15 protein-coding genes are annotated in these 15,760 nt (G+C 73.6%); 5 read left to right on the top strand and 10 right to left on the bottom strand.

What is annotated here, in order from left to right; all coding sequences use genetic code 11:
* Positions 1-7 precede the first annotated feature (7 nt).
* Genes ABEA81_RS03415 through ABEA81_RS03395 form a run of 5 tightly spaced genes read right to left on the bottom strand, consistent with a single transcriptional unit; the run spans position 8 to position 4,085 of the window.
* Positions 8-1,231: a primosomal protein gene (locus ABEA81_RS03415; RefSeq protein WP_345603151.1), complete on the bottom strand. Its 1,224-nt coding sequence runs from the start codon at positions 1,229-1,231 to the stop codon at positions 8-10.
* 25 nt (positions 1,232-1,256) lie between these two features.
* On the bottom strand, positions 1,257-2,129 hold the full coding sequence (locus ABEA81_RS03410; RefSeq protein ID WP_345603149.1) for an aldehyde dehydrogenase family protein: 873 nt from the start codon (positions 2,127-2,129) through the stop codon (positions 1,257-1,259).
* Positions 2,130-2,139: 10 nt separating this feature from the next.
* Entirely contained in the window at positions 2,140-2,400 is a 261-nt protein-coding gene (locus ABEA81_RS03405) for a helix-turn-helix domain-containing protein (protein WP_425570430.1), read from the bottom strand.
* Positions 2,397-3,746, bottom strand: a complete 1,350-nt coding sequence (locus tag ABEA81_RS03400) for an MFS transporter (RefSeq protein ID WP_345603147.1) — start codon at positions 3,744-3,746, stop codon at positions 2,397-2,399. The genes ABEA81_RS03405 and ABEA81_RS03400 overlap by 4 nt, the downstream gene beginning before the upstream one ends.
* A 57-nt stretch (positions 3,747-3,803) precedes the next feature.
* Positions 3,804-4,085, bottom strand: coding sequence for an NAD(P)H-dependent oxidoreductase (locus ABEA81_RS03395; RefSeq protein WP_345603145.1), 282 nt, complete (start codon positions 4,083-4,085; stop codon positions 3,804-3,806).
* A 243-nt stretch (positions 4,086-4,328) separates the two neighbouring features.
* Here ABEA81_RS03395 and ABEA81_RS03390 point away from each other — a divergent pair, with 243 nt between their 5' ends.
* Entirely contained in the window at positions 4,329-4,886 is a 558-nt protein-coding gene (locus ABEA81_RS03390) for a hypothetical protein (protein WP_345603143.1), read from the top strand.
* A gap of 66 nt (positions 4,887-4,952) precedes the next feature.
* Positions 4,953-7,760 carry a M56 family metallopeptidase gene (locus ABEA81_RS03385; protein WP_345603141.1) on the top strand — a complete coding sequence of 936 codons (2,808 nt, stop codon included), beginning with the start codon at positions 4,953-4,955 and terminating at the stop codon, positions 7,758-7,760.
* Between the two features lie 24 nt (positions 7,761-7,784).
* Here the strand turns inward: ABEA81_RS03385 and ABEA81_RS03380 are convergent, their stop codons facing one another.
* Positions 7,785-8,279 (bottom strand): pyridoxamine 5'-phosphate oxidase family protein, encoded by a 495-nt coding sequence (locus ABEA81_RS03380; protein ID WP_345603139.1) that lies wholly within the window; start codon positions 8,277-8,279, stop codon positions 7,785-7,787.
* Between the two features lie 117 nt (positions 8,280-8,396).
* Between ABEA81_RS03380 and ABEA81_RS03375 the strand changes: the two genes are divergently transcribed.
* Positions 8,397-8,897 (top strand): NUDIX hydrolase, encoded by a 501-nt coding sequence (locus ABEA81_RS03375; protein WP_345603137.1) that lies wholly within the window; start codon positions 8,397-8,399, stop codon positions 8,895-8,897.
* A 140-nt stretch (positions 8,898-9,037) separates the two neighbouring features.
* Here ABEA81_RS03375 and ABEA81_RS03370 read toward each other — a convergent pair whose 3' ends face one another.
* From ABEA81_RS03370 to ABEA81_RS03360, 3 genes are all read right to left on the bottom strand, one after another.
* Positions 9,038-10,471, bottom strand: a complete 1,434-nt coding sequence (locus tag ABEA81_RS03370) for an aldehyde dehydrogenase family protein (RefSeq protein WP_345603290.1) — start codon at positions 10,469-10,471, stop codon at positions 9,038-9,040.
* Positions 10,468-11,430, bottom strand: a complete 963-nt coding sequence (deoC, locus tag ABEA81_RS03365) for a deoxyribose-phosphate aldolase (RefSeq protein WP_345603136.1) — start codon at positions 11,428-11,430, stop codon at positions 10,468-10,470. The genes ABEA81_RS03370 and deoC overlap by 4 nt, the downstream gene beginning before the upstream one ends.
* Before the next feature lie 188 nt (positions 11,431-11,618).
* Complete coding sequence (locus ABEA81_RS03360; protein ID WP_075940218.1) at positions 11,619-11,855, bottom strand: hypothetical protein; 237 nt, start codon at positions 11,853-11,855, stop codon at positions 11,619-11,621.
* A 429-nt stretch (positions 11,856-12,284) separates the two neighbouring features.
* On the opposite strand from ABEA81_RS03360, the gene ABEA81_RS03355 reads away from it, so the two are divergent.
* The gene (locus tag ABEA81_RS03355; protein ID WP_345603135.1) at positions 12,285-13,784 is read left to right on the top strand and encodes a metallophosphoesterase family protein; all 1,500 of its coding nucleotides are present in this window, start codon (positions 12,285-12,287) and stop codon (positions 13,782-13,784) included.
* Between the two features lie 35 nt (positions 13,785-13,819).
* Here the strand turns inward: ABEA81_RS03355 and ABEA81_RS03350 are convergent, their stop codons facing one another.
* Positions 13,820-15,232, bottom strand: a complete 1,413-nt coding sequence (locus tag ABEA81_RS03350) for an MFS transporter (protein ID WP_345603134.1) — start codon at positions 15,230-15,232, stop codon at positions 13,820-13,822.
* 68 nt (positions 15,233-15,300) lie between these two features.
* Here ABEA81_RS03350 and ABEA81_RS03345 point away from each other — a divergent pair, with 68 nt between their 5' ends.
* Positions 15,301-15,759, top strand: a complete 459-nt coding sequence (locus ABEA81_RS03345; RefSeq protein ID WP_345603133.1) for a winged helix-turn-helix transcriptional regulator — start codon at positions 15,301-15,303, stop codon at positions 15,757-15,759.
* The last annotated feature ends 1 nt before the right edge of the window (position 15,760 follow it).

Raw genomic sequence — 15,760 nt, 5'->3', positions numbered from 1 at the left:
ACCGCGGCTAGTGCGTGCGGAAGCGGTTCGTCACGTCCTCGACCAGCTCGCCGAAGCGCGCAGCCTCGGTGTCGAACGGTGGGCTCGGTGCGAGGCGGGTGGGGTCGGGCTTGGTGATGAAGGAGACGAGCCAGCCCAGGGCCTGCGACTCGGCGAGCGCGCGCCGGGCCTCGTCGTCGCCCGCCCAGTCGCCGACGTCGAGCAGCAGCTCGCTGGCCAGCTCCAGCTGGGAGGGGTCGACCGCGGTCGGTCCCTCGGCCAGGTCGTCGGGCAGGCCGGTGAGGGTGTAGGCGTTGAGGTCGTCGACCTGCACCTCCAGCTCGCCCACCCCGGCCCGCTCGACGATCTCCGGCCAGGTGGACACGGTGGCGAGGTCGTGCCCGCTGGCGCCGTCCTCGCCGAGCCAGCGGGCAAGGGCGCGCTCGCTGCGGAAGACGTCGATGCGCCCCTCCGAGCCGAGGAAGACGGCCTTGTCGTCGAGGTAGCAGCGCAGGGTGAAGTGGTCGCCCTCGCGCGTGGTGATCCGGACGGGGTCGATGCCGACCTCCTCCCAGAACCCGGGCTCCTGGTCCTCCTCCTCGTCGTCCGCACCGTCCTCGTCGGCCTCGCTGATCGTGGGCTCGTCGGTGTCGTCGACGACCACGATCTCCTTCTCGGCGGCCGCGAGCGCGGCGGCGTCGACCTCCGGCGTCTCGACGATGTCGTCGAGCGCGTCGATGACCTCGTCCCAGCGCTCCGCGATGGTCTCCACCATCTGCGTCCAGAGCCGCTGGCCCTCGCGCCCCGCGAACGGCAGCGTGCCCTGGCGCAGGAGGTTGAACGCGGGCGCGGCGCCGAGCACGTCGGTGACCGCGTTCAGCTCGCAGACCTCGGCGATCGAGCGGATCATCTCCGTGATCTCGGCGAGCTCGCCGACCGTCCAGGTGTCGGGGTCGTCGGCGACCAGCTCGGGCACGCCGACGATGTCGTAGCGCTGCGTGTCGTCGGGGGTGAGCTCCGGCACCGTGAGGTCGGGCACCACGGACCACGCCGGGTGGTCGACGAGGTCGTGCTCGGGGGCCGTGCGGACGAACGCCGCGAGCTGGGCGACCTCCGGGAAGGCGAACAACGAGTCGTCGTCGCCGAGGAAGGCCTCCCACTCCTCGCCGTCCTCCCGCCACCGGGGGGCCCACAGCGTGACGAGGTCGCCCGCCGTGAGCGAGAGCTGGATCGGGACGATGTCGCTGGCCACGGGCAAAGCCTAGGAGGCCGGGTCGTCAACGCCCGACCGGGTGCCACACCGTCTTGATCTCGGTCCAGGCGCGGAGCCGCAAAAGATCGGGTTGCCGGGTCCAATCGGGCTCGGCGGCCGGCCTCGGCAGCACGCGCCGGACCCCCTCGGCCGCGGCGCGCTCCAGGTCGGCGGCCAGGTCGGGGGGCACGCCCACCAGGTCGAGCGCCTGCACCTCGCCGTGCGCGGCGAGCCACGGCGCGAGCTCGGCGGTGCGCCCGGTGAGCACGTTGGCCACCCCGCCGGGCACGTCGGACGTGGCGAGCACCTCTGCCAGCTCCACGGCGGGCAGCGGTCGCAGCTCCGAGGCGACGACCACGGCCGTGCAGCCCGTGGCGAGCACGGGCGCGAGCACGTCGACGAGCCCGAGCAGCGACGACGACTGCGGCGCCAGCACCCCGACCACGCCGGTGGGTTCCGGGGTGGACCAGTTCACCAGCGGCCCGGCCACCGGGTTCACGGACCCGAGCACGGAGGCGATCTTGTCGGTCCACCCCGCGTACCAGACCCAGCGGTCGATCGCGGCGTCGACGAGCGCCGCGGCCTGCCCCTTCCGCGCGCCCTCGGCGGCCACCACGTCGTCGACGAACTGCGCGCGGCGGCCCTGCAGCATCTCGGCGACCCGGTAGAGCACCTGGCCGCGGTTGTAGGCGGTGGCGCCCGCCCAGCCGGGGAACGCCGCGCGCGCCGCGCTCACCGCGTCGCGCACGTCCTTGCGCGACGCGAGGGCCGCATGCGCCAGCAGCGTGCCGTCGGTGCCGGTGACCGGGTAGCTGCGGCCGGACTCCGACCGCGGGAAGGCGCCGCCGACGTACAGCTTGTAGGTCTTGGCGACGGCGAGCCGGTCGGTGGTCGTCACGGGGCGCAGGCTACGCGGGCAGATCCAGCCGGACCAGCTGTGCGCGCGAGGCCACCCCGAGCTTCGGGAACGCCTTGTAGAGGTGGTGGCCGACGGTGCGCGGGGACAGGAAGAGCTGCGCGCCGATGTCGCGGTTGGACAGTCCCGCCGCGGCGAGCCGGACGACCTGCAGCTCCTGCGGGGTCAGCTCCGCCACCGGATCGGGGCCCGGTCCGGTGGCGCCGGTCGCCCCGGTGGCCCGCAGCGCCTGCGCGGCGGTACCCGTGCTCACGGCCGTCGCACCGGGACGAGCAGGACCAGCAGCCCGACCACGACCCCGGCGGTGATCACCATGACCCCGGAGCGGAAGCCGGGCACCCCACCGCCTGCGGCCGTCCATGCGAGGGCGGATGCCGCGGGAGCGACCGTCATCGCGATCGTCCGCACCGTCATGCCGGTGCCGCCGGCCACACCCTCCGACCCTGCGGGCGCGGCGGCGAGCATCGCCGCGTTGACCGCCGGGTTGTACAGCGCGGCGCCGATGCCGAGCACGACGAGGCGCCATGCCAGGTCGCCCAGTTCCGCGGTCTCGTCGAGGGTCAGCATCAGGGTCATCGCCACGACGCTGACGGCGCTTCCGATGATCGCCATCACCCGGTTGCCGAACCGGTCGGCAAGGGCGCCTGCGGCCGCCGAGAACGGTGCCATCGCCCCCACGAAGAACAGCAGCGCGACGCCCGTGACGTCCGGACCGGCACGCAGGACGTCGGCCACGTAGTAGGGCAGGAGGAACGCCACCAGACCGCCGGTGAGCGAGACGGTCAGCAGGGAGACCAGGGTGATGCCGAACGCCGGGTTCCGCAGGAGGCCGAGCACCGGGCGGGAGGCGGCCAGCCGGGACCACCACACCCCCAGCGCGAGCGCACCCACCGCCAGCACCGCCGCGAGGAGCGGCTGCCCGGCCACGAGCTCGAAGGCGAGCAGCAGCACGGCCACCGCCCCGCCCAGGAGCAGGGCCTCCCGCACCAGGACCGGGCTCGGCAGGGGCAGGCCGCGGCCGGGGATGCGCGCGATCGTGCGCAGCCCCACCCAGAGCACGGCGATCACCACCGGCAGCTTGACCACGAACACCGCGCGCCATCCCCACGCATCGGCGATGAAGCCACCGATCGGGACACCGGCCATCGCGCCCACGGTCATGATCGTGATGACGAAGCCGATCGCCCGGCCGCGCTGCTCGGGCAGCACGCTCCTGGTGATGATCGGCATGTAGACCGCGATGATCAGCGCTCCGGCCGCGCCCTGCAGCAGCCGGCCCACCACGACGAGCCAGAACACGGGTGACAGGCCGACCAGCACGCTCGCGACGGTGATCCCCACCATGGACAGCGCGAACGCGGCGCGCACGTCCGCGCCGTCGGACCAGCGTCCGGCCGGGATCGCGAGCGCGGCCATCGGCAGCGCGTACGCGAGCAGGACCCATGCCGTCGCCGCCGGCGAGACCGCGAGGTCGGCGCCGATGCCGGGCAACGTCACGGCGGCGATGCTCATCTCCGACGTGACCACGAGCATCGCGAGCCCGAGCGCCGTCACCGGTGCCCAGTTGGTGCGCTGGGGCGCCACCGCTTCCGAGACCATGGTCGTCCTACCTCCTCGTGCGTCGAGGTGACGCTAAGAGCTGAAGTTCGGTCGAGGTCAAGACGCGAGGCACGGGCGCGCGGACCGCGCCTCCCGCAGCGCGTGGGCCCACCGGGCGAGCTGGTCGATCAGCGTCCTCACCGGCGCGGGGTAGCTGTGGTTGTACTCCGGCGTCACCACGACGAACGCGTCCGCGGCGGTCAGCCGGGGCGTCACGGCCGCGACCGCGTCCGGCGTCGGCGTCCCGTGCCCGGTGAGCCGGTCCGGCAGCGCGGCCCCGGCCAGGTCCAGCACGTCGAGGTCGAGGTCGGCGCGGCCGCGGGCCTGCTCGGCGAACACTCCCCGACGGTCGGCCCGAACCGGCCTTCCCGGGTGCTGGCGATGACGACGACCAGCCGCAGCGGTGTCGCGTCCATCGGATGCTCCTCCCGTCGACCGATGTGATCGACGCCAGGAACGGGACGGCCCCGCCCGAATCAGTCAGGTGACCGGACTTCGCAGGCCCACCGGGTTCGACGGGTCGTCGCGGGAGCTTGCGCGCCGGCCGAGCGGATCGGAATGCTACGGCCCGTGGGGGACACGGTGGACGCTGGAACGACGTCGTCGGGCGGGCGGCCGGGCCCGGCCGACGGCATGAGGGTGCGCGACGTGGTCCGCGATGTGGTGGCCGAGGTCGCTCCGGAGGAGTCCGCCGTGGTGCAGGGGCTGGCCCGGTTCGACGACGACACCGTCGTGCGCCGGCTGGCCCGCTCCGGCGGGCGGCGCGAACCGCTGGGTTTCGGTGTGGGCGAGATCGCGGCGTTGGTGACTCCCGTCGTGTGGTTGGTGGTGGACGAGGCGGCGAAGCGTGCTGCGGAATCGGCCGTCGACGGTGCGGCCAGGGGCACCAAGGCACTGCTCCGCAGGGTCATGCGCAGGCCGGCCGCGCCGGTGGTCGTTCCCGCGCTGACCCGTGAGCAGCTCCGTGAGGTCCGGCAGCAGGTGCGCGAGACCGCGGAACAGCGAGGCCTGGAGCCGGAGCGCGCGGCTGCGATCGCCGACGCGGTCGTCGTGCGGATGGCGCTGGCCGCAGGCGACGGCGACGAGCCGCCGCTCGATGCCGACGGCCCGGCGGGCGGTGACGGGGCGACCGCGGAATAGCCGGCGATGTCCGTCGGGCCTTCCCGGCCACAGGTCGACGAGCAGGTGATAGGCGCGGGAACCACCGTGCGTTTCGCGCTGCTCGTGGTCCTGCTGCTCGTGGCCAGCAGCGAGATGGTGCTGACCGTCCTGAGCGACCTGCTGGGCCGGAACGACGTCGGCTGCCTGCTCGCCGCGGGTGCCGATCCCGACGCCGGAACGCTACGAGCCTTCCTCACCCTCCAGACCCAGAACGCCGCCTACGAGGCCTGCCTGGCGCGCTATGTCGGGCCCCCACCGCCGTGGTGGGTCGCCATCGCCTGGCCCGCGCTGCTGCCGGCCGTCGCCGCGGTCCTGTTCTTCGCCCTGCCGGCCTGGAAGGCACGGCGTGGCCGGGTCGTGCCGCTGGACGCGATCGACCACAGCGGTGATCTTCGTCGGGTCCTGGCGGACCTGGTGTCGGTGGCCGGCCTGGCCCGCCCCCCGCGTTTCGTGGTCGACCCGGCGGCCGCGTCGGTCGGTGCGGTCGTCTTCGGCCGCAACCGCAGCCCCACCGTGTGCCTGCACGGCGGCCTGCTCGCCCGGGCTCGCAACGACGACGGACGGTTCCGTGCGGTGCTGCTCCACGAGCTCGCCCACATCCGCTACGGGGACGTCACGATCACCTACGCCACGGTCGCGGTGTGGCGGGTGTTCGTCGCCGCTGTGCTCCTCCCGTTCGCCGCGTGGTGCATCGGGGAGCTCGTCTCGTCGTTGCGGTCACCGGCGGCCGTCCCCGCGCTGCCGGTCCTGACGCGCGCGCTCCTCTTCACCGTGGTGCTGATCGTGTTGGTCCACCTCGCGCGGTCGGACGTGCTGCGCAGCCGGGAGATCTACGCCGATCGCGCCGCGGTGCTGTGGGGCGCGGGCCCCGAGCACTGGGTCAGCCCGGCATCCGGACCGGCACGTGGTGCGCCGGCGCGAGCGCTCGGCTCGTTCATCGAGCTGTGGCGCACCCACCCGCGCTGGGATCTGCGCCGCGACGCGTTGACCGACCCGTCGGCGTTGTTCGACGTACCCGCGTTGCCGATGTTCCTGACCGGAGCCGCCGCGACGCTGATCAACGCCCAGCTCTCGGCGTCCTTGACGCAGTACGGCGGGCTCGGCGCCTGGTGGACCCTGACGGCGGGAATGATCTCGGCGGGTCTGGTCGCCGGGGTCGCCGGGATCGCGCTGTGGCGCGCGACGGTGTACGCGATGCTCACCTCGCGGCCCGCCTCCACCTGGGTGCGGGCCGGGCTGGGGCTGGGCTGCGGGATGGTCGCCGGCGAGCTGGTCATGAGCCGGATCGCGGTCTTCGAGTGGTTGCCCCCTCACCCCGAGGTGCTCCTGCTCGGGGTGGTCGCCGGCATCGTGTTCGCCTGGTGGGTCGCGCAATGCGCCCACCTGTGGGCCCGGCGGTGGTGGGGCCCGTCCCTGCGCCCTGCGATGCTGCTGAGCCTGGCCGCGGCCGGACTGGCCTTGAGCTCGTGGTTCGGGTGGTGGCGGAGCGAGGGGGCCCAGCTGGCGCTCGGTCCGCCGGCCACCGTGGCGGACGAGGTCCGGCTGCTGGAGGAGTTCTTCCCCGGCCCGCCGGGAGACCGGTGGGCGACGCTGTGGGCGGTCGCCACCGTCGATCCGCTGCTGACCGGCATCGCCTTCCGGCCCCTCGCCCCCACCGCTGTCGCCGTCCTGTGGCTGGTGCCCGTGGCGGCCCTCGCGATCCGCCCCACCGGCGGCGTGCCCCGATGGGCCCGGGCGGCGGTGGGCAACGCCGGGGACGCGAGCGGGCCGGCCCGGGAACCACCACCGCTGGGGCGGGTGCTGGTCCCCGGCTTGTGGGGCGGGGCACTGGCGTGGGCCGCCGCCGTCGTCGTGCAGGCGTACATGCACGCCCACCCGCCGTCATCCGGGCAGCCGTCGGCCTTGTATCGGCTGATCTACGCGGTCTGGCTGCTCGTGGGACTGTTCGTGGCATCGGGGGCGGCCGCCGTCGTCGCCGGCGCGTTCGTGCGCCGTTACCGGTTGCTCACGGTGCTCATCGCGGCGGAGACGGCCGCGGTGGTGGGCCTGGCCGGGATGCTCGTCCTCCTGTCCGTCGACGGCTGTGTGCCGCCGCTGAACACGCTCCGCACGACCTGCCACTGGGATCCCGGGTCCTCGTGGTCGTTCCTGCGGCCGTTCCTGGCTCTCGGCGTGGTGCTCCCCGGCCTCATCGCCATCGTCGTGGCGGCGGTCGGGACGGTGGTCAGGGGGTTCCGGTCGCCCCCGGCCCCGCCGGCCCGCGGGCGTACCCGGGCGGAGCGACGCGGTCCCCTGGCCGGGCGCGTCGGCGTCGCTGCGCTGTGCGCCGTTGCCGTGGGGATCACCGCGTCCGGCGAGACGCATCTCGTGGGCGCCGCCGCGACGGCGCAGGACGCCCCGGACCACCGGCTGTCGTTGCGCGTCCCCGGAGAAGAGGCGTCCCCGCAGATGACGGCGATGCAGGTGGTCTCGTGGTTCAGGGTCGGTGGGCAGGAGCTCATGGCCCGCTTCGTCGCCGACCTCCGGGATGTCGGCGACGCCGTCGCCGCGCCCGACGGCACGCTGGTCGATCACGTCCCCGTGTCGCGCGTCCGCCCCCTCTGCGCCGACATCGGCCGGTTCGCGCAGGACGCCGACCGCTACTTCCGCGTGCCCGAGCCGCAGGCCCAACTGCTCTGGCAGACCCTCACCGCGCAAGCCGCCGCCGGCGGTGCCGACTGCGTGCAGGCCTTGGACGAGCGCAACGCAGACCTGTTGGGCACGGCGGTCGCCGAGCTCGAACGGGCCGGCGCCACCGGCGGCCTGTTCGGCCGGCGGCTCAACGAAGTGGCCGAGAAGGCGATGCCGTCGTGAGCACCGGGGAGCGGGTGGTCGCGCTCACCGCTGTGCGGTCTTCGCGTGGATGAGGTCCTCGACGGCCTTGGGGATCGTGGTCTCGAAGTCCAGCAGCTTCGCCCAGTCCGGCTCGATCGTGATGCGCACCATCCGGTCGTACAGCCCGCGCACCCCGGCCTCCCAGTCCGGGAACACCTCGGCCGGCGTGACCTTGCGGGACGCCTCGACGTACTCGTCGGGCACGCCGTCGACGTCCCCGACGCTCGCCGCACCGCGGATCAGCAGCACGCGCGGCGGCCACTGCTCCTGGGTGTCGATCGTGATCGCCGCGCGCGGGTTCTGCTGCAGCGCCCGCACCTTCGCCGCGGAAGGAACGGTGAAGACCAGCAGCTGCTCGCCGTTCCACCAGAACGCGACCGGGACGACCCGGGGGTCCCCGTCCAGGGCCGAGTACGCCAGCCGCGCGGGGATCGGCGAACCCAGCAGCTCCTGCGAGATCGGCTTGCTCAGCACCTCGATGACGTCGTTGTGGTCCATCGTGGTTCCTCCTGTCGTCGGGCCTTCGCGGCTCGGACGGAGCAGGCCGCACGTTCTCGACAGGATCGGCGACCGAGCGAGGAATGTGATGTGGATCGCAGGCGTAGCGTCGCCGGGGTGGCGGAGCCGATCTCTCGCCCCGGCGTCCGGGTGGCCGCGCGCGTGCTCCTCGTCGACCCGGCGCAGCGGTTGTTGCTGTTCCACGGTGTCGACCCGCACGTGCCCGACGAGTCGTTCTGGTTCACGGCGGGCGGCGGGGTGGAGCCGGGGGAGGACCTGCTCGCCGGGGCCCGCCGGGAGCTGCGGGAGGAGACCGGCCTGTGGTTGCCGCCGGACCGGCTCGTCGGCCCGGTGTGGCTGCGCCGGGTGCGGTTCAGCTTCGAGGGCGTGGAGTACGACAGCGACGAGTGGTTCTTCCTGGCCGCCCTGACCGACCCGGCCGAGGTCGACACGGCGGGCTTCACCGACCTGGAGAACCGCACCGTCCGCGGGCACCGCTGGTGGGGCGCCGACGATCTGCGCCGCACCACCGAGACCGTCTACCCGCTCCAGCTCGCCGAGCTCCTGCCCGGCCTGCTGGCCGACGGGTGGGACGGCAGGCTCCGGCTGATCGACTGAGGTCGTGGGGGCGGTGGCTGGTCGTTCTCCGACGTGGTCGGGGCAGGCCCGACGGCACACATCGCCGGGGAGCGGCACACGGGCCCGGGCATGTGTGCCGTGCCGGGGAGATGTGTGCGGCGGCTCGAGGCTCCCCGGCGTCAGGCGTCGAGGTACGCCTCCAGACCGATCCGGCCGCCTTCACGCCCGAACCCGCTCTCCCGGTACCCCCCGAACGGCGCGGTGGGGTCGAAGCGGTTGAAGGTGTTCGTCCACACCACCCCGGCCCGCACCCGCTGGGCCGTCCACAGCGCCTTGGAGCCCTTCTCCGTCCAGATCCCGGCGGAGAGGCCGTAGGGCGTGTTGTTGGCCTTCGCGATGGCCTCGTCGGGCGTGCGGAAGGTCAGCACGGAGAGCACGGGCCCGAAGATCTCCTCCCGCGCCACGCGCATGGTCTGCTCCACCCCGGAGAAGACGGTGGGCGGGAAGAAGAGCCCGCGCTCGGGCAGCGGGCACGAGCTGGTCCAGCGCCGGGCGCCCTCTGCGTCGCCTGCCGCCGCGAGGTCGACGATCCTGTCCAGCTGGGGACGGGAGTTGATCGCGCCGACGTCGGTGTTCTTGTCCAGCGGGTCGCCGACGCGCAGCGTCTCGATCCGGGCCTGCAGCAGCTCCGTGAACTCCTGCTCGATCGACTCCTGCACAAGCAGCCGGGAGCCCGCGCAGCACACGTGGCCCTGGTTGAAGAAGATCCCGTCGACGACGCCGTCGACGGCCTGGTCCAGGGGTGCGTCGTCGTAGACGATGTTGGCTGCCTTGCCGCCCAGCTCGAGGGTGAGCCTGCGCCCGGTGCCGGCGAGCCTGCGCTGGATCTCCTTGCCGACGTCGGTGGAACCGGTGAAGGCCACCTTGTCCAGGCCGTCGTGGCCCACGACCGCGGCGCCGACGTCACCGGCGCCCGGCAGCACGTTCAGCACGCCCGGCGGGAGCCCGGCGTCGGCGGCGATCTCGGCGAGCACGAGCGCGGTGAGCGGGGTGGTCTCGGCGGGCTTGAGCACGATCGTGTTGCCGCACGCCAGCGCCGGGCCGATCTTCCAGGCGGCCATGAGCAACGGGAAGTTCCACGGGATCACCGCGCCGACCACGCCGACCGGCCGCGGGTCCGGGCCGAGGCCCGCGTACCCCAGCTTGTCGGCCCAGCCCGCGTGGTGGAACAGGTGCGCCGACGCCGTGGGTACGTCCACGTCGCGGGACTCCCGGATCGGCTTGCCGTTGTCGAGCGTCTCCAGCACGGCGAGCTCGCGGGCCCGCTCGGCCACCACCCGCGCGATGCGGAACAGGTACTTGGCGCGTTCCGCGCCGGGCATCGGGCCCCACACCTGCTCGTACGCGCGGCGCGCCGCGGCGACGGCCCGGTCGACGTCCTCGGGGCCCGCCGTGCCGACCTCGGCGAGCACCTCCTCGGTGGCCGGGTTCAGCGTCTTGAGCGGCTCGCCGCCGCCGTCGACGAACTCCCCGTCGACGAACGGGCGGTAGGCGGGCTTGAGATCGGCGAGCGAGGCCGACTCGGGCGCGGGCGCGTACTCCCAGGCCATCAGGCCCCTCCGATGCGGTCGCGGTCGGTGTAGTGGCCCTCGAGCTGGGTGCGCCGCTGCCGCAGCAGGTCGCCGAGCAGGGCCGACGCCCCGAACCGGAACAGCTGCGGGGTGAGCCATGCGGGCCCGGCCACCTCGTTGACGGCCACGAGGTGGCGGATGGCGTCCTTGGCCGTGCGGATGCCGCCCGCCGCCTTGACGCCGCGGTGCTCGCCGGTGGCGCGGTGCCAGTCGCGGACGGCCTGCAGCATCACCTGCACGACGGGCAGGGTGGCCGCGGGGGAGACCTTGCCGGTGGACGTCTTGATGACGTCGGCGCCGGCGAGCAGCGCCAGCCAGGACGCGCGCCGCACGTCGTCGTAGCCCCCGAGCTCGCCGGTCTCGAGGATGACCTTGAGGTGCGCGCTGCCGCAGGCCTCCTTGACGGCGACGATCTCGTCGTACACGGCGCCGTAGCGGCCGGTGAGGAACGCACCGCGGTCGATCACCATGTCGATCTCGCTCGCGCCCGCCTCGACGGCGAGCGCGGTGTCGGCCAGCTTGACCGCGCGCGACGACCGTCCGGACGGGAACGCGGTGGCCACGGCCGCGACGGCCACCCCGGATCCCTGCAGGGCCTCGACGGCGACCCCGGCGAGGTCGGGGTAGACGCAGACCGCGGCGACCGTGGGAACGTCCGCGTGGTCCGGGTCCGGCCTGCGGGCCTGGGCGCACAGCGAGCGCACCTTGCCCGGGGTGTCGGCGCCCTCCAGCGTGGTGAGGTCGATCATCGAGATCGCCATGTCGAGGGCGTGGAGCTTGGACTCCTTCTTGATGCTCCGGGTGGCCAGCGTCGCCGCGCGCCGCTCGACGCCCACGTGGTCGACGCCGGGCAGGCCGTGCAGGAACCGCCTCAACGACGTGTCGTCGCGGCCCGCGTCGGCGAACGCTCCGTCGCGCTGGGCGGTAACGGTCGTGGTCACGCGGGCGAGTCTAGGCGGGGACGACGCATCTGGATCCTGCCCGAAGGACGCCTGGACAGCACGCCGCCCGCCGCGCGGGAGGTGCGGCGGGCGGGGATGAGTGCAGGGGGAGCGGGGGTAATTCTGTCGTGCAGTTGTGCGGTCGTGCTTCCGCGCCAACGGGGAGCTGCGCGGATCGTTCCGTCGGGTCAGGTGGAGCTGTGCAGCCGCACGACGCCCACGGTCACGTCCTCCAGCCCACCGCGGTCGAAGTCGCGGCGCAGCTGGTCGGCCTTGACGGTGGCCGTCAGCCCGTCGAACGGGCCGTGGGCGTCGACCTCCCCGGTCTGGGGGTCGACGGCCAGCACAACGTATCCGTCGCACTGTGTGAGCTTCTCCGCCGCTGCGACCAGCGTCGCCTCGTCGGAAGTCGTGTTCTCCGGCACCGGATCACCTCCTAGTCACTAAGTACAGCGTCGGGGAGGCTTCCTGCGTGACAGTGTTCGTGCCAGACCACCCGTTCGGGTCAGGGTGAAAGTTCGTCTTGATCACGCCGCGTGTCGCGGGAAGCACGGTGGGCACGGGCCGCGGGGCGCGAAGGTCGTTTCCGTCACGCACTCGGCACGCTCCGTGATCGATGGGCGGCCGAGTGGCCCCGGGGTGCAGTTCGTCGTGTGACGGCTCACCGGGCAGGCCCGCGGCGCCGGTGAACGCGAGGCCGGCGGCCGCACGTCGGGTCGCCGATGTTGCGAAGGGTGACCGATCGGCGCCGCCGCTGCCAGGATCGGATCATGTGCTCGCTCCCCGACCCAGACATCGCAGGGCCCTCCCGCAGTTCCACCCGCGGGGCCGGGTGGGGCTGCCGGACGCCGGGGGTGGGCGCTCGGCTCGCGCCCCGGGACAGCCGCTTCTCCTGGCTCCGGCCGGGACCGCTGATCGCGTCGCGCAACGACGTGCTGGCCCGCAGGTTCGGCGACCCGACCGACGACCAGCGCCGCGAGTGGCTGCGCCGCCTCGACGGGTACGCGCGCGCGACGGGGGCGCCGCCCCCGCCGCGCGACCGGTTGGTCACCCGTTACGCCGACCGCGAGCGCGTGTCGGTGGCCGTGCTGGGCGATCCGGGCGAGGGCGATGCCTCGCAGTACGTGGTGGTGCCGGTGCTGGAGCGGGTCGCCGACGACACCGACTTCGCCGTGCTGTGCAGCGACGTCGTCTACCCGGCCGGTGGGGTCCGCGCCTACGCCGACCGCTTCTACCGCCCGTACGCCGACTACCGGGGCCCGATCTACGCGCTGCCGGGCAACCACGACTGGTACGACGGGCTCTCCGGCTTCATGACCACCTTCTGCGACGCCCCGCCGGACGCGGGCGATCCGGAGCCCGTGTTCACCGGCTCGTGGTGGAAGCGGATCCTGCTCGAGCGCCTGTGGCGCCGGGCGCCCGCCGCCACCGTCGAGGACGTCGCCGACATGCGCTGGTACCGCGACGCCGAGTCGCAGCAGGCCGGCCAGCCCGGGCCGTACTGCGCGATCGACGCGGGCCCCGTGCGGCTGGTGCTGATCGACACCGGCATCAACGGGCACATCGACCGCGACCAGGGCGAGTGGCTGCGGGAGATCTCCGCGGGCGACCGCCCGAAGATCCTGCTCACCGGGCGGCCCCTCTACACGTACGCGCAGCGCCAGGACAGCCCGATCGAGGGCGGCGGCGACGTCAACGAGATCGTCACGGACCCGGCGTTCAACTACGTGGCGTGCATCGGCGGTGACGACCACAACTACCAGCGCTACCCCGTGCTCCAGCGCGACGGGCGCACCATCCTCTACCTGGTGGCGGGCGGGTCGGGCGCCTACCTGTCCGCCACGCACCAGATCCCGAACGTCGACCGGCTCGCCCCGGCCGTGCACGAGGAGGACTTCCGCTGCTACCCGCTGCGCGGCGACTCGCTCGCGCATTTCAGCCGCCGCTACGACAAGCTGCTCGGGTTCGGGCTGGGCCGCCTCGTGATCTCCCCCGAGGAGGCCACGGTGATCATGGCCGAGCGGGTGGGCATCGAGCCCCCGCGCTCGTCGCCGACCACCGTCAGCGCCCGCGCCCGCCGCGCCGCCGACCGCGTCTTCCCGCTCCCCGCGCGCGGCTCGGCGCCCGCGCACAACCTGATGTCGCTGCTGTTCGACTCGAACGCCGTGCCGCAGTTCAAGAGCTTCCTGCGGCTGGACGTCGAGGGCGACGAGATCGTCGTCTCCTGCTGGGCGGCCACGGGCTGCCGGGAGCACGAGCTGAACCCGGTGCTGGAGGACCGGCTCCGCGCCGCCCGGGCGGACGACGGCCGCTGGGAGTGGCGCAGCGAGACGCCGGGGCGCGCCGTCCCATGAGGCCGACGTTGCCCGGGCATCGTCACTGAGCCGGGTCAGGCCCGGCGCACCGGGGTGCGCCCGCGCAGGCCCGCCGCCATCAGCAGCGTGCCGAGCACCGCCGCGGCCACCGGCACGACCAGCCCCGCCCGGTACCCCTCGAGCACGGCCTGCGGTGTGGTGCCCGCGGTGGCGGCGACGATCACCGCGGTCGCGACCGCGAGGCCCAGCGCGGCCCCGAACTGGAACGACGTGGTCAGCAGCCCGCTCGCGAGCCCCTGCTCCTCGTCGGCGACCCCGTCCGTGGCCGCGATCGTGAGCGTCCCGTAGGCGAGCGTGAACGCCATCCCGAGCGCGAGGAAGGTGGGCAGCATCGCGAAGAAGGTCCAGTCCGGGCCGACCGGGAGGAAGACCAGGTAGCCGAGCGCGGCGAACACCATCCCGACGACGAGGACCCGAGAGTTGCCGAACCGGTTGACCAACACCGGTGTCAGCGTCGGCGCGAGGACCGCGTCGATGCCGAGGACGGCGAGCGCGAGCCCCGTCTCCACGGTCGACCACCCCCGCAGCTCCTGCAGGTAGAGCACGGCGATGAACTGGAAACCCATGAAGGAGGCGAGCAGCAGCACCGCGCCCGCGTTGGCCCGGAGCAGGGGAGCGGACTGCAGGATCCCCAGCCGGACGAGCGGGGCGGCCGAGCGCTGTTCGATCCGGACGAAGGCCGCGAGCAGCACGACGGCGCCCGCGAGCGTCGCGAGCGTGGTGGTGAGCGCGACCTCGGGCGCGTGCACCACCGTGAGCACCATGAGCAACATCGCGCCGGTGAGCGTCAGCGTGCCCGCGACGTCGACACCGCCCGCGGCGCGCTCACGCCGTTCCTCGCGCGGGACGAGCGCGGCGGCCGCGACGAGCAGCACCGCGGCCACGACCACCGGCGCGAAGAACACCCAGCGCCAGTGCGCGGCGGTGAGCAGGCCGCCGACCACCATGCCGAGCGAGAAGCCGCCGGCACCCGCACCCGCGTAGACGAGCACGGCGCGGTTGCGGACCCGCCCCTCGGCGAACGTCGTCGTGATGATCGACAGGCCGGCCGGGGTGAGGAACGCGGCCGCGACCCCGGTGACGAACCGGGCGACGACGAGCACCCAGCCCTCGGTGGCGAGGCCCCCGAGGCCGGAGAACGCCACGAACACGACCAGCCAGGTCAGGAACATCCGGCGGCGGCCCAGCAGGTCGGCGGCACGCCCGCCGAGCAGGACGAACCCGGCGTAGCCCAGTACGTACGCGCTGACGATCCATTGGAGTGCGCTGACCGACATGTCCAGCTCGGCGCGGATCGACGGCAGCGCGACGCCCATCATCGAGACGTCGATGCCCTCGAGGAAGGCTGCCCCCGACAGGACGAGCAGCAGGCCCCATGCGCGCGCGGTCATCCGTTGGGCGCGCGGCGGGGCGGTTCGTGCGGACACGGCGTCTTCTCCCTTTTCGGTCGGTTCCCTCTTGTAACTGACCGCATCGTGCGTCACCATCGACAGCCGTGGAAGAAGGCACTTCGAAGTCACCGACGCACCCGGGAGGCACCGGGTCCGCCGGCTGCTGCGAGTGGGACGACGCCTACCAGTGGGACACCCGCGAGGACTGCGAGGTCCGCCAGATCCTCGACCGCATCGCCGACAAGTGGTCCCTGCTCGTCATCGCGCTGCTCGACCGGCGGCGGCTGCGGTTCACCGAGCTGCGCCGCGAGATCGACGGCGTCAGCCAGCGGATGCTCACCGTCACACTGCGCCAGCTCGAGCGCGACGGGCTGGTGCGCCGCACCGTCCACCCCGTCGTGCCGCCCCGCGTCGACTACGAGCTCACGCCGCTCGGTGCCTCCCTGCACGAGACGATCCAGGCGCTCGTGACGTGGACCGAGAGCCACCAGCGCGAGATCGCGGCCGCGCGCAGCGCCTACGACGCCCGCGCGGCAGAACCCGGTGTCCTGAACCCCGGCTAGC

The sequence above is a fragment of the Pseudonocardia adelaidensis genome (assembly GCF_039543345.1).
GTDB classification, from domain to species: Bacteria; Actinomycetota; Actinomycetes; order Mycobacteriales; family Pseudonocardiaceae; genus Pseudonocardia; species Pseudonocardia adelaidensis.
The sequence above is the reverse complement of the archived record's forward strand: the minus strand, read 5'-3'. Positions and strand labels throughout refer to the sequence as shown.